Here is a 13,834-nt window from a genome sequence, read left to right on the forward strand (position 1 = left end):
AGAATCTCCCACAGTTTGATCTGCGGTGCTTGATATTTCTGTTTGATACCCGCGATGGTTCTGGTATTTGATTGAGCCTTTCCCTCCGGCAAAAGGATTTCCTCATGAGCTACCGCACGCTGGGTCATTCGGGTTTGCAGGTGTCCACCCTGACCCTGGGCACCATGATGTTCGGCGAACAGACCAGCACCGAAGATTCCCTGCGGATCATCGACAAGGCCTGGGATCAGGGCATCAATTTCATCGACACTGCCGACGTTTACACCAACGGCCACTCCGAAGAAATCGTCGGCGAAGCCATCGCCAGTCGCCGCCACGAATGGGTGCTGGCGACCAAGGTCGGCTTCGGTCCGGTGGACGGCGTGCCGAACCGCAGCGGCTTGAGCCGCAAGCACATCTTCAACGGCATCGACGCCAGCCTGACGCGCCTGGGTACCGACTATCTCGACATCTACTACCTGCACCGCGAAGACCACAACACGCCGCTGGAAGTGACGGTGTCGGCCATTGGCGATCTGATTCGCCAAGGCAAGATCCGTTACTGGGGCTTGTCGAACTATCGGGGCTGGCGCATCGCAGAGGTGATTCGCATCGCCGACAAACTCGGGGTCGACCGTCCCGTCATCAGCCAGCCGCTGTACAACATCGTCAATCGCCAGGCTGAAACCGAACAGATCACCGCCGCGCAAAACTACGGCCTTGGCGTCGTGCCTTACAGCCCGTTGGCGCGCGGTGTGCTCAGCGGCAAGTACGCGCCCGATGTAAAACCGGACGCCAATAGCCGGGCCGGACGCGCCGACAAGCGCATCCTGGAAACCGAATGGCGCGTGGAATCCTTGCGCATCGCTCAGCAAATCCAGCAATACACCCAGGAGCGTGGCGTCGGCATTGTTGAATTCGCGATCGCGTGGGTTCTCAACAACAGCGCCGTCACCTCGGCCATCGTCGGCCCGCGCACCGAAAAACAGTGGGATGCCTACACTAAGGCGCAGGCGGTGAAGATTACGGCTGAAGATGAAGCGTTTATCGATTCGCTGGTGACACCGGGGCATGCCTCGACACCGGGGTTCAACGACGTGAGTCATTTTGTGTCGGGCCGTAAACCACGCGCTAACTGAAGCAACACAAAACCCACTGTAGGAGCGAGCCTGCTCGCGATGGCGGTACTACATTCAACAGAGATGTTGATTGGAAGATCGCTATCGCGAGCAGGCTCGCTCCCACAAGGTCCGTGTTGATTGATCGTTCAATACTCGTCTGAAATCTGTGGGAGCTAGCCTGCTAGCGATAGCAGATTCACATTCAACATCAATGTTGGCTGATTCACCGCCATCGCGAGCAGGCTCACTCCTACAGGGTTTTGAGTCCTGGCAGCAATGTTGAAAATATCGATCAACCGGCCAATATTCAGCACAAAAACCACGTATCCTCCGCAGCCCGTTTTACCGTCTACTTCGCGAGGACAGTTTGTCTAAAGGTATCGCTTTATCGGTCACAGCCTCGGTGCTGTTTGCCGTCATGTATTACTACACATCGCTGCTCACCCCCTTGAGCGGCGTGGAAATTTTTGGCTGGCGGATGTTGCTGACCGTGCCGTGCATGACGGTGTTCATGGTCGTGTCCGGGGAATGGAAACGGGTGGCCGAGATTGTGCGACGCGTCATGGCCAAGCCAAAACTGATGGCCGCCCTGATCGCCTCCTCTGCGCTGCTCGGCGTGCAACTCTGGCTGTTCATGTGGGCGCCGCTCAATGGCTACAGCCTGGATGTGTCGCTGGGTTATTTCCTGTTGCCGCTGACCATGGTTCTGACCGGCCGGCTCGCCTATGGCGAACGCCTGTCTTACCTGCAAAAGATTGCCGTGTTTTTCGCCTGCCTCGGCGTCATCAATGAGCTGTATCAGGTCGGCGGTTTTTCCTGGGCGACCTTGCTGGTGTGCATTGGCTATCCAACCTATTTCGTCCTGCGCAAGCGTCTGGCAACGGACAACCTCGGCGGGTTATGGATGGACATGGCCCTGACGCTGCCCGTGGCATTCTGGTTCGTGCAGAGCGGTGAACAAGGCTTCAACGTGTTTGATCAGCACCCGTGGCTGTCGCTGCTGATCCCGTTGCTTGGCGTAATCAGCGCCTCGGCGTTGGTGGTCTACATCATCGCCAGCCGCTTGCTGCCGTTCAGCCTGTTCGGGTTGTTGAGCTACGTCGAACCGGTGCTGTTGCTTGGCGTTGCGTTGTTGCTGGGGGAAAGTATCAAGGCAGGAGAATGGCTGACCTACATTCCGATCTGGATGGCGGTGCTGGTGTTGATGTTTGAAGGGTTCAAGCATTTGATGCGGCAGCGCAGGCCTTAAAAACAAAAAATCGCAGGCTGCGGCAGCTCCTACATGGGTTTTACATTCCCCTGTAGGAGCTGCCGCAGGCTGCGATCTTTTGATCTTTACCAAGAATCAGTCGGTAGAAAGAACACCACGACGAACCTGATCACGCTCGATCGATTCGAACAACGCCTTGAAGTTGCCCTCACCGAAACCATCGTCGCCTTTGCGCTGGATGAATTCAAAGAACACCGGCCCCATCAGGGTTTCCGAGAAGATCTGCAGCAGCAGGCGCTTGTCGCCTGACTCGGACGAACCGTCCAGCAAAATGCCCCGCGCTTGCAGTTCGCCTACTGGCTCGCCGTGGTTCGGCAAACGGCCTTCGAGCATTTCGTAGTAGGTGTCCGGCGGCGCGGTCATGAAGCGCATGCCGATGCTTTTCAGGTGATCCCAGGTCTTGATCAGGTCATCGGCCAGGAAAGCAACGTGCTGGATGCCCTCGCCGTTGAACTGCATCAGGAACTCTTCGATCTGCCCGGCGCCCTTGGACGACTCTTCGTTCAACGGGATGCGGATCATGCCGTCCGGCGCGGTCATCGCCTTGGAGGTCAGGCCGGTGTATTCGCCCTTGATGTCGAAGTAGCGGATCTCGCGGAAGTTGAACAGCTTCTCGTAGAAGTTCGCCCAGTAGGCCATGCGCCCACGGTACACGTTGTGGGTCAGGTGATCGATGATCTTCAGACCGGCACCGACCGGGTTGCGGTCAACGCCTTCAATGAACACGAAGTCGATGTCATAGATCGAGCTGCCTTCACCGAAACGGTCGATCAGGTACAGCGGCGCGCCGCCAATGCCTTTGATCGCCGGCAGGTGCAGCTCCATCGGGCCGGTTTCGATGTGGATCGGCTGGGCGCCGAGTTCCAGGGCACGCTTGTAGGCTTTTTGCGAATCCTTGACCCGGAACGCCATGCCACACACCGACGGACCATGCTCGGCGGCGAAGTACGAGGCTACGCTGTTCGGTTCGTTGTTGAGGATCAGGTTGATCGCGCCCTGGCGATACAGGTGCACGTCTTTGGAGCGGTGGGTCGCCACCTTGGTGAAGCCCATGATCTCGAAGATCGGCTCCAGGGTGTTCGGGGTTGGCGATGCGAATTCGATGAACTCAAAGCCCATCAAGCCCATTGGGTTTTCGTATAAATCTGCCATTTTGGCGCCTCATCATGCTTTTAGAATTAACAAATGTCAGTTGCTAGCAATGCTGAGACCGGTGGGTGGCGCGCAGGAGATGCCCCGCACGCTGCGGGCGAGGAAGTCACCGTAGATCAATTGGAACCCAAATATCTTCATTGTCGACCCAAGGCTCTTGCGGGCGAGGCTTCTGCTGCCAGAAGACGATTATTCTTGTATGCGTAACCTGATTCTACACAGCGTAACTTGGTTTGTCCGCCTTCTGTATCAAATCCCCTTTTTCACTGCCTGCGCAAGGGGTTTGTCGCAGAGGAAAATCCCCGCCAGGATCAGCCCTCCTCCCAGGCATATCGCAGGCCTTGCTCAGGCCTTGTTCATATGTCGCCACAGGTTTGTGCGGTCCGGAGATTTCGGTATGACGTATCATTCGACTCATACCGATCAAGTTGCTGTCGTTGACCAGCGTTCAGTCTGCCCGGCGACACCGGCCTTCTTCAAACTCGCCGCGCACCAGAATTACTGATGAACGGCAAATTGACCAAGCGCCAACTATCATGGCTCGTACCTGAACTCTTTTTGGGGGGCGTCGTGACCTGCCAGCATTTGAGAGCCCGACTTCATTTACACAGGTTTCGCAAATGCCACTGAAATCCACACGCCGAAAACACAGCACAAAGGTGGCTATCACGCTGTTGAGCGGCTTGCTCCCGGTGATGCTCGGATTTGCCATCCTTTATATGCAGGCCGAACGCGTACTCGACCACAGCACTCGACACACCGCTGAAGAAGCCATACGCCAGTTCGACCTGATGCTCGACAATACGGCTCAGGCTGCGCGTGAATTACTGCCGTTGGCGGGGCAAAGTTGCCTCGACGTCAACCTGGCCTTGCGCGAACAAGTCACCCGTCGCCCCTTCGTGCGCTCGACCAATCTGGTGTGGGACAACACCATCTACTGCAGTTCCTTGTTCGGCGACATCGACGAAAAGATTACGCCCGGTGACTACACCCAAGGCCAGTTGCTGCTGATGAAGGGCAACCCGGTCACGCCCGATACCGCGCTGCTGGTCTATCGACTTGGCGATGGCAAACAAGGCGCAATGAGTGCGCTGGACGGTTACCACCTGAGCAATGTTTTACGCCTGATTGGTCGCCAGACATTGTTGGTATTGGAAGTCGGCCCCCATTGGCTGAGCGCCGACGGCAAGTTTCACGCCGACGCCCTGCCTACGTTTCCCGTCGCGCAAAACAACCTCGCATCCGCACGTTATGCCTTTAGCGTGGCGGCCGGTTTTCCCGAAGGGGAAATCTGGCGTTACATGAGCCGTGAGTATCCGCCACTGTTCAGTTTGTTGATCTTTTTCGGCGTGCTTGCCGGATCGATCGGATACTTTTTACAGAAACGCACATCGTCCCCCAGCCATGAAATGCAGCGGGCGCTGGAAGCAGCGGAATTCATTCCGTATTTTCAACCGGTTGTGCACGGCGACAGCAAAAAGTGGTCGGGCATGGAAGTGTTGATGCGCTGGAAGCATCCGCAAGAAGGCCTGGTTCGCGCCGATCTGTTCATTCCATTTGCCGAACACTCCGGTCTGATCGTGCCAATGACTCGCTCGATCATGCAGCAAACCGCCCAGTTGTTTGCACCGCTGTCCGCGTCTTTCGAAGAACCCTTTCATATCGGGATCAACATCACTGCCAGTCATTGCCAGAACCTGGAACTGGTGAAGGATTGCCGGGCGTTTCTAGATGCGTTCGCCCCCGGCTCTATCCATCTGGTGCTGGAATTGACCGAGCGCGAACTGATTGAACCCACGGACCTAACCCATCAACTCTTCGAGCAACTTCATGAAATGGGCGTGAAGATCGCCATCGACGACTTCGGCACCGGTCATTCCAGCCTTGGCTACTTGCGTCAGTTCAATGTCGACTTCCTGAAAATCGACCAGACCTTCGTCGCCATGATCGGCATCGATACCCTGTCCAGCCACATTCTGGACAGCATCATCGAACTCGCGGCCAAGCTCGACCTGGCAATGGTTGCCGAAGGTGTGGAAACCCAAGAGCAAAGTGATTACCTGTCCGCTCATAACGTTAATTTCTTGCAAGGTTATCTTTACGGCAAACCGATGCCTGGCGCGGAATTCATTAGTGCATTAAGCGACCATTAACTAGCGATTTTATGTGACGAGACAACGATATACGCACCAAATTGAATCAAAAGACTACACTTGTTACATGAAGAAAAAGTCATGATTTACTCTTGGCCAATTAACTACTACAATTTTTCATGCCTGCGATAATTTGGCAGGTGAGCCATTATCACCGAGTCGCTACAAGGCTCTTGGCTTATAGCTTTGTTTGCGGTTGGTTTCAGCCAAACACACTATTGGAGTAAAGATATTGTCCAGACTCGCTGAATTTCGTGCAGCTGAAAAGGCCCTTCAAGAACAGCTCAAGCAGCTTGAATCCCTGAAGAACGATGCCGGGCTCAAGAAAGAAATCGAATTCGAAGAAAAGCTCCAGGGGCTGATGAAAACCTACGGCAAAAGCCTGCGCGACATCATCGCCATTCTCGATCCGAACCCGGCAAAATCCGGTCTGCAACAGGCCGCTGCGCCTAAAACCCGTCGCGCTCGCGTGGTCAAGGTTTATCAGAACCCGCACACCGGTGAACTGATCGAAACCAAGGGCGGTAACCATCGCGGCCTGAAAGCCTGGAAGGAACAATACGGTGCCGCCACCGTCGACTCCTGGCTGCGCGGCTAACCACTCGCGCTGAAAAAACAAAGCCCTGCCAATGCAGGGCTTTTTCATGAACACCATCTAAATGCAACGATGTGGGTCGATCAACTCGCTACTTGCCGACCAACTTTGTGCTTAACCCTTTCGGGTATCTAAATATTTCAGCATGAGCTGAAAACCACTGCCATTGAAGTCTTCAACTAAAGTTTCAAGCCGTTACGGGCCGCCTCTATTTCGTCCTGGCTGGCCTTATAAGCCTGCGCCTGCCCCGCGTAGGAAAGAACGTAGGCTTTATCGCCATCCACTGCGGCGACCAATGTTTGAGAGAGCACGTGACGACCGTTTTGCGTGATGGTGCAGGTTGTTTCCAGCGCCGATAAGCGGCTTAAGGTAGCCGAATGAATCTTGTTGCAGGCACTTTGATATCCGCCCTGAAAGAAGTCTTTCTGCACCGACTTGCGCATCTCCAGTAACACGCCTTCGAGGTTTACCTGATGACCACTTTCGACCTGGGTCATGGTCAACTCCATGACCATCACAGGCGTACCACCCTGGTCGTTTTTCACTGCTCGCTGACGGCTGACCGTAGAAGCGGCATCACCTTGCGGAACCTCTTCGACCTGCCAGCCAGCTGGCCACGTAATGACTGGTACATCGGCGTGAGCGCTGACAGCGACTGAGAGCACACCCACCAGGACGAACAGCGTTTTACAGAATCGAATCATTGCCATGCACACCCACCCATTAAGCCCTGAAGTCTGAGCCTCGACCGACCGTCAGGCAATAGCCGACGGTTTTGGTTTGGTGATGTCAGAGCCCTTGCGTATCATTGTCGCCATTCGTTAGCCCCACTTATTTTCCGGAGGGCCCATGAGCCTGCAAGAATTGAACACCTTCCCCGGCGTCACCGCACAACCGGACACCGCGACGCAGAAGTTTGTCTTCAACCACACCATGCTGCGGGTCAAGGACATCACAAAGTCCCTGGACTTCTACACGCGCATCCTGGGTTTCTCGCTGGTGGAAAAACGCGACTTCCCGGAAGCGGAATTCAGCCTGTACTTTTTGGCGCTGGTCGACAAAAACCAGATCCCGGCCGATGCCGCCGCTCGCACCGAGTGGATGAAATCGATCCCCGGCATTCTCGAACTGACCCATAACCATGGCACCGAGAACGACGCGGATTTCGCCTACCACAACGGCAACACCGACCCGCGCGGCTTCGGCCACATCTGTATTTCGGTGCCCGACATCGTTGCTGCGTGTGAGCGTTTTGAAGCACTGGGCTGCGACTTCCAGAAGCGCTTGACCGATGGCCGCATGAAGAGCCTGGCGTTCATCAAGGACCCGGATGCCTATTGGGTCGAAATCATCCAGCCAGCGCCGCTGTAAGACGTCCCGTAGGAGCCGGCTTGCTGGCGATGGCGATTTCAAGGACGCCATCGCCAGCAAGCCGGCTCCTACAGAGCGCAGATACGAAAAAACCCCATGATCACTCATGGGGTTTTTTGTTTTCAGCGCCCGGGTTTATGCCGGGGCCGAGGTCCGGATCAAGTGGTCGAATGCGCTGAGGGAAGCCTTGGCGCCCTCGCCCACCGCGATCACGATCTGCTTGTACGGCACGGTGGTGACGTCGCCAGCAGCGAACACACCCGGCATCGAGGTTTCACCGCGAGCATCAACGATGATCTCGCCACGTGGCGACAACTCGATGGTGCCCTTGAGCCAATCGGTATTGGGCAACAGACCGATCTGCACGAAGATCCCTTCCAGCTCAATGGTACGCAGTTCGTCGCTCTGACGATCCTTGTAACGCAGGCCGTTGACCTTCTGCCCGTCGCCCGTCACTTCAGTGGTTTGCGCACTGGTGATCACGGTGACGTTTGGCAGGCTGTGCAACTTGCGCTGCAACACCGCATCGGCACGCAGCTGTACATCGAACTCCAGCAGCGTGACATGGGACACGATACCGGCCAGGTCGATGGCCGCTTCAACGCCGGAGTTACCGCCGCCAATCACCGCCACGCGCTTGCCCTTGAACAGCGGTCCGTCGCAGTGCGGGCAGTACGCCACGCCCTTGTTGCGGTATTCCTGCTCACCCGGCACGTTCATTTCACGCCACCGGGCGCCGGTCGCCAGGATCACGGTCTTGGCTTTCAGTTTGGCGCCACTGGCGAAGTGGACTTCATGCAGCTCGCCTGCTTTGCCTGGCACCAACTTATCGGCACGTTGCAGGTTCATGATGTCTACGTCGTATTGCTTGACGTGTTCTTCCAGCGCGACCGCCAGCTTCGGCCCTTCGGTTTCCTGCACCGAGATGAAGTTTTCGATGGCCATGGTGTCCAGCACCTGCCCACCAAAACGCTCAGCCGCGACACCGGTACGAATGCCTTTACGAGCGGCATAAATCGCCGCCGAAGCACCGGCCGGGCCACCGCCGACAACCAGCACATCAAAGGCTTCTTTGGCGCTGATTTTCTCGGCCTGGCGCTCGATGCCGCTGGTGTCGATCTTGGCGAGGATTTCTTCCAGGCCCATGCGACCCTGGCCGAAGTTCACGCCGTTGAGGTAGATGCTAGGCACCGCCATGATCTGGCGCTCATCGACTTCAGCCTGAAATAGCGCGCCGTCGATGGCGACGTGGCGGATGTTCGGGTTCAGTACGGCCATCAGGTTCAACGCCTGGACCACGTCCGGGCAGTTCTGGCAGGACAGCGAGAAGTAAGTCTCGAAGCTGAATTCGCCTTTTAGCGAACGGATTTGTTCAATGACTTCGACACTCGCCTTCGAAGGGTGGCCGCCGACTTGCAGCAAGGCCAGCACCAACGAAGTGAATTCGTGGCCCATCGGGATGCCGGCAAAACGCAGACTGATGTCGGCTCCCGGGCGATTGATCGAGAACGATGGCTTGCGTGCATCGTCACCGTTATCGAGCAAAGTAATCTGGGTGGAAAGACTGGCAACGTCTTTCAACAGTTCAAGCATTTCCTGGGATTTCGCACCGTCGTCGAGGGAGGCAACGATCTCGATCGGCTGGGTGACCCGTTCCAGGTACGATTTCAACTGGGCTTTAAGATTGGCGTCCAACATACGGGCGATTTCCTTTGTATTCACAGACATAAAAAAACGCCCGAGCGAATCTCGCCCGGGCGTTTTTATTGGGCGGTGCAGCTTGCTTAGAAGGTGCGGAAGTCCGCCCTGATGAAGCGCGTCACAGACTTAGATCTTGCCGACCAGGTCCAGGGACGGAGCCAGAGTGGCCTCGCCTTCTTTCCACTTGGCTGGGCAAACCTGGCCTGGGTGAGCAGCGACGTACTGGGCAGCCTTGATTTTGCGCAGCAGTTCGGAAGCGTCACGACCCACACCACCGTCGTTCAGTTCGACGATTTTGATCTGGCCTTCAGGGTTGATCACGAAGGTGCCACGGTCAGCCAGGCCTGCTTCTTCGATCAGCACGTCGAAGTTGCGGGAGATAGCGTGAGTCGGGTCGCCGATCATGGTGTACTGGATTTTGCCGATGGCTGGCGAAGTGTTGTGCCAGGCAGCGTGAGCAAAGTGAGTGTCGGTGGAAACGCTGTAGATCTCGACGCCCAGTTTCTGGAATGCGTCGTAGTTGTCAGCCAGGTCTTCCAGTTCGGTTGGGCAGACGAAGGTGAAGTCGGCTGGGTAGAAGAAAACCACAGACCACTTGCCTTTCAGGTCAGCGTCCGAGACTTTTACGAAGTCGCCATTTTTGAATGCATCAGCTTTGAACGGTTTAACTTGGCTGTTGATGATAGGCATCGTTGACTCTCCGTCAGGGGTTAAGAAGTTGATGGAGAGAACTTTACCCACTCGACGGACGGTTGGCTCATTGGCAAACCTCATGCCGCTGATTGGCTTTCGCTATTAGCCATCAGTATTAATAGAAGAAAACCGTATTTACGACTCCAGTGGTTTTTCTGCGAGGCGAGTCATGCCAAGAAACGGACTGGCTTCGATGTAGCGCATGGCAGACTTCATGTCCTTCCAGCCGACGTAGCTCATCAACGACTTCAAGTCCCAACCGCTTTGATGTGCCCACGAGGCAAAACCGCGTCGCAGGGAGTGACTGGTGTAGTGCTCGGCCGCAATGCCTGCGCGCTCCAGCGCCTGACGCAACAAAGGAATCACGCTGTTGGCGTGCAGCCCCTCCTCGCTCAAATGCCCCCAACGGTCTATGCCGCGGAACACCGGACCGCGGACCAGCGCAGCCTCGGTGATCCATTCGATGTAGGCCTGCACCGGACACAATCGTTGCAGCGCAGGCGTCTGGTAGGTTTTGCCGAGATTTTCCCGGTCGCCTTTGCTACGCGGCAAGTACAGCGTGATGCCGGAACCTGCGCGCACTTCAACGTGCTCAATCTGCACACGGCATAACTCATCGCTGCGAAAGCCACGCCAGAAGCCCAGAAGGATCAACGCCGCGTCGCGCCTGGCCCGCAACAATCCCGGCCGATCACCTTGCTGCCTGGCGGTTTGTGCTTCCTGCTCCAGCCAGGCGACCACTTGCTCCAGATGTTGCAGTTGCAGGGGCTCGGCCTGTTTCTCCTGGGCCGGATGCAATGCACGAATGCCCTTGAACACCTTGCGCACCACCGGCGCCTTGGTGGGATCGGCAAAGCCCTGGCTGTTGTGCCACTGCGCCAGCGCCGACAAGCGCAGCTTCAAGGTATTGATCGACAACACGCCCGCATGAGCGACCAGATAGCGCGCCACGCTGTCTCCGGTTGCTGGCAGGAATCCACCCCAACTCACCTCGAAGTGTTCAATGGCCGCGCGATAACTGCGACGGGTGTTGTCGCGGGTCGCGGCGTGTAGATATCGATCCAGATCGCTCATGGGGATGACCTTGCGGAGACCCCTGTAGGAGCTGCCGCAGGCTGCGATCTTTTGACTTTGCTTTTTGGGGAAAATCAAAAGATCGCAGCCTGCGGCAGCTCCTACAGGGTGTTGTGTACGGATATAGGGCAACAGGTGCGGCAAAACAGCTATCACACGGGGTAATACCAGTATATCCCGCGTTAATAACACTCTGTATCTAAGTTTTAACAATGAATGGTACAATGTGTATTCGAATAGTACGTACCACACAGAAAAATCGTAGGAGAAATCATGGCCCGTGGCGGCGTTAACAAAGCAGTGGTTCAAGCCGCGCGTCTGGCGATTCTCGCCCGTGGCGAAAACCCGAGCATCGATGCAGTACGGATCGAAATGGGCAATACCGGCTCGAAAACCACCATTCATCGCTACTTGAAAGAACTGGGCGACGTCGCTCAACCGGCCGAAACCGAGCCTGCGGAACTGATCGACGATGAGTTGCTGGCATTGGTTTCGCGCCTGGCGCAGCGCCTCAAGGAACAGGCACAAGAACCCATCGACCAGGCCCGCGAGCAGTTCGAAACGCAAAGAAAAGAACTGGAAGCCCGACTGCATCAAGCCGAGCAAGCCAACACGCAGTTGCAGCAGCATTACGAGCTGCAGAGTCTGGCGCTGACCCAGGAATCCGAGGCACTGCAAAGCACCCGCTCTACCCTGCAGACCGAGCAAACCCGCAATGCCGGACTGAACCAGGCACTGGCCGATTTCGAATTACGCTTGCAAGACAAGGACGAGCAGATCCGCTCGCTTGAAGAGAAACACCTGCATGCACGGGAGGCACTTGAGCACTACCGCAATGCCGTCAAAGAGCAGCGCGAGCAGGAACACAGTCGCCATGAAAGCCAGGTGCAACAGTTGCAGATGGAAGTGCGCCAGGCTCAGCAAAGCGCGCTGGTGCGCCAGGACGAAATCACCCAATTGCACCGCGACAACGAGCGCCTGCTGACCGAAAACCGGGGAACGCTACGCGAACTGAGCCTGCTGCAAGAGCAACTCAAGCAGAGCAACAATCGTCAGGATCAGCTACTGGAGCAAACCACCCGGGTCGACGGCGAACGCACCCTCCTCCAGGAACGCTTGCGCGTCGCCCTGCTGGAAAGTCAGTCGCTCAAACAGAACATCGACGAACAGTCGCAGATCAATAAATCACTGGAAATTGAATTGGCGAAGACCCAGTCAGAACTGGAAGAAAGCGTGCGTCTGGCGGCTGCCATTGCGACAGCGCCAGACAATGCCAAGGACGATTAACCGGCGACCGGGGTCCGCATGGTGACAAACTCTTCGGCTGCCGTCGGGTGCACCCCGATGGTTTCGTCGAAGTGGCGCTTGGTGGCACCGGCTTTCAGCGCAATCGCCAGCCCCTGGACGATTTCACCCGCCTCCGGACCGACCATGTGGCAACCCAACACCTTGTCGGTCTTGGCGTCCACCACCAGCTTCATCAGCGTGCGCTCCTGGCATTCAGTCAGGGTCAGCTTCATCGGGCGGAAACGGCTTTCGAAGACCACGACATCGTGCCCGGCATCGCGCGCCTCTTCTTCGGTCAAGCCGACGGTGCCAATGGTCGGTATGCTGAACACTGCCGTCGGGATCATTTTGTAGTCCACCGGACGATACTGCTCAGGCTTGAATAAACGACGAGCGACTGCCATGCCCTCAGCCAACGCCACCGGCGTCAATTGAACTCGACCGATTACATCGCCCAGGGCCAGGATCGAAGGCTCGGCGGTTTGATACTGCTCATCGACCTCAACAAAGCCTTTCTTGTCGAGTTTCACCCCGGTATTTTCCAGGCCCAGGTTGTCCAGCATCGGACGGCGTCCGGTGGCGTAGAACACGCAATCGGCTTCGAGCTGGCGACCATCCTTGAGCGTGACCTTCAGGCTGCCATCGGCTTGTTTGTCGATACGCTCAATGTCGGCATTGAATTGCAGATCCATGCCGCGCTTGGTCAGCTCTTCCTGCAAATGCTTGCGCACGGAACCGTCGAAGCCACGCAGGAACATTTCACCGCGATACAGCAACGTGGTCTGCGCGCCCAAGCCGTGGAAGATCCCGGCGAACTCGACGGCGATATAACCACCACCCACCACCAGCACACGCTTGGGCAGCTCTTTAAGGAAGAACGCCTGATTGGAGCTGATCGCGTGCTCATGTCCCGGAATCTCCGGAATCAACGGCCAGCCACCAGTGGCGATCAGGATGTTCTTGGCAGTGTGGCGCTCGCCATTGATCTCGACGGTATGCGGGTCGACGATCTTGGCGTGCCCTTCATGCAAGGTCACGCCGCTGTTGACCAGCAGGTTGCGGTAAATACCGTTCAGGCGATTGATCTCGCGGTCCTTGTTGGCGATCAGCGTCGCCCAATCGAACTGCGCTTCGTCCAGACTCCAGCCAAAACCGGAAGCCTGCTCAAAGTCTTCGGCAAAGTGCGCACCGTAGACCAGCAACTTTTTCGGCACACAGCCAACGTTCACGCAAGTACCACCCAGGTAGCGGCTCTCGGCCACCGCCACCTTCGCGCCGAAACCGGCCGAAAATCGTGCAGCGCGCACACCACCAGAACCGGCACCAATCACATAAAGGTCAAAATCGTAGGCCATTTTCAATCTCCTCGGCAGGCCAACAGCATACCTGCGGACGGCCGCTGAGCAAGCATTGTGCTGAAAAGCTCGGACTGTAAGAT

12 protein-coding genes are annotated in these 13,834 nt (G+C 56.6%); 6 read left to right on the forward strand and 6 right to left on the reverse strand.

The window, feature by feature from the left end; translation table 11 throughout:
- Nucleotides 1–104 precede the first annotated feature (104 nt).
- The gene (locus NL64_RS05310; RefSeq protein ID WP_034147115.1) at nt 105–1,118 is read left to right on the forward strand and encodes an aldo/keto reductase; all 1,014 of its coding nucleotides are present in this window, start codon (nt 105–107) and stop codon (nt 1,116–1,118) included.
- Between the two features lie 349 nt (nt 1,119–1,467).
- Nucleotides 1,468–2,349, forward strand: a complete 882-nt coding sequence (rarD, locus tag NL64_RS05315; RefSeq protein WP_034147116.1) for an EamA family transporter RarD — start codon at nt 1,468–1,470, stop codon at nt 2,347–2,349.
- Between the two features lie 96 nt (nt 2,350–2,445).
- Here rarD and hppD read toward each other — a convergent pair whose 3' ends face one another.
- On the reverse strand, nt 2,446–3,522 hold the full coding sequence (hppD, locus tag NL64_RS05320; RefSeq protein ID WP_034147117.1) for a 4-hydroxyphenylpyruvate dioxygenase: 1,077 nt from the start codon (nt 3,520–3,522) through the stop codon (nt 2,446–2,448).
- A 620-nt stretch (nt 3,523–4,142) separates the two neighbouring features.
- Between hppD and NL64_RS05325 the strand changes: the two genes are divergently transcribed.
- Nucleotides 4,143–5,675, forward strand: coding sequence for an EAL domain-containing protein (locus NL64_RS05325; RefSeq protein ID WP_034147118.1), 1,533 nt, complete (start codon nt 4,143–4,145; stop codon nt 5,673–5,675).
- A gap of 232 nt (nt 5,676–5,907) precedes the next feature.
- Nucleotides 5,908–6,273 carry a histone-like nucleoid-structuring protein, MvaT/MvaU family gene (locus tag NL64_RS05330; protein WP_008075430.1) on the forward strand — a complete coding sequence of 122 codons (366 nt, stop codon included), beginning with the start codon at nt 5,908–5,910 and terminating at the stop codon, nt 6,271–6,273.
- A 176-nt stretch (nt 6,274–6,449) separates the two neighbouring features.
- On the opposite strand, the gene NL64_RS05335 is transcribed toward NL64_RS05330, so the two are convergent.
- Nucleotides 6,450–6,974, reverse strand: a complete 525-nt coding sequence (locus NL64_RS05335) for a DUF4946 domain-containing protein (protein ID WP_034147233.1) — start codon at nt 6,972–6,974, stop codon at nt 6,450–6,452.
- Between the two features lie 145 nt (nt 6,975–7,119).
- Here NL64_RS05335 and gloA point away from each other — a divergent pair, with 145 nt between their 5' ends.
- Nucleotides 7,120–7,641 carry a lactoylglutathione lyase gene (gene gloA, locus NL64_RS05340; RefSeq protein ID WP_034147119.1) on the forward strand — a complete coding sequence of 174 codons (522 nt, stop codon included), beginning with the start codon at nt 7,120–7,122 and terminating at the stop codon, nt 7,639–7,641.
- A gap of 135 nt (nt 7,642–7,776) precedes the next feature.
- On the opposite strand, the gene ahpF is transcribed toward gloA, so the two are convergent.
- The 3 genes from ahpF to NL64_RS05355 all read right to left on the reverse strand — a co-directional run bounded on the left by ahpF (nt 7,777) and on the right by NL64_RS05355 (nt 11,109).
- Complete coding sequence (ahpF, locus tag NL64_RS05345; protein ID WP_034147120.1) at nt 7,777–9,339, reverse strand: alkyl hydroperoxide reductase subunit F; 1,563 nt, start codon at nt 9,337–9,339, stop codon at nt 7,777–7,779.
- Between the two features lie 129 nt (nt 9,340–9,468).
- Entirely contained in the window at nt 9,469–10,032 is a 564-nt protein-coding gene (gene ahpC / locus NL64_RS05350) for an alkyl hydroperoxide reductase subunit C (protein WP_007975937.1), read from the reverse strand.
- A gap of 138 nt (nt 10,033–10,170) precedes the next feature.
- The gene (locus NL64_RS05355) at nt 10,171–11,109 is read right to left on the reverse strand and encodes a site-specific integrase (RefSeq protein WP_034147121.1); all 939 of its coding nucleotides are present in this window, start codon (nt 11,107–11,109) and stop codon (nt 10,171–10,173) included.
- Between the two features lie 273 nt (nt 11,110–11,382).
- Between NL64_RS05355 and NL64_RS05360 the strand changes: the two genes are divergently transcribed.
- Nucleotides 11,383–12,396, forward strand: coding sequence for a DNA-binding protein (locus NL64_RS05360; protein WP_034147122.1), 1,014 nt, complete (start codon nt 11,383–11,385; stop codon nt 12,394–12,396).
- Here NL64_RS05360 and gorA read toward each other — a convergent pair.
- Complete coding sequence (gene gorA, locus NL64_RS05365; RefSeq protein WP_034147123.1) at nt 12,393–13,751, reverse strand: glutathione-disulfide reductase; 1,359 nt, start codon at nt 13,749–13,751, stop codon at nt 12,393–12,395. The two genes, NL64_RS05360 and gorA, sit on opposite strands and share 4 nt — an antisense overlap.
- Nucleotides 13,752–13,834: the final 83 nt, after the last annotated feature.

The sequence above is a fragment of the Pseudomonas fluorescens genome (assembly GCF_000802965.1).
Classification (GTDB): domain Bacteria; phylum Pseudomonadota; class Gammaproteobacteria; order Pseudomonadales; family Pseudomonadaceae; genus Aquipseudomonas; species Aquipseudomonas fluorescens_A.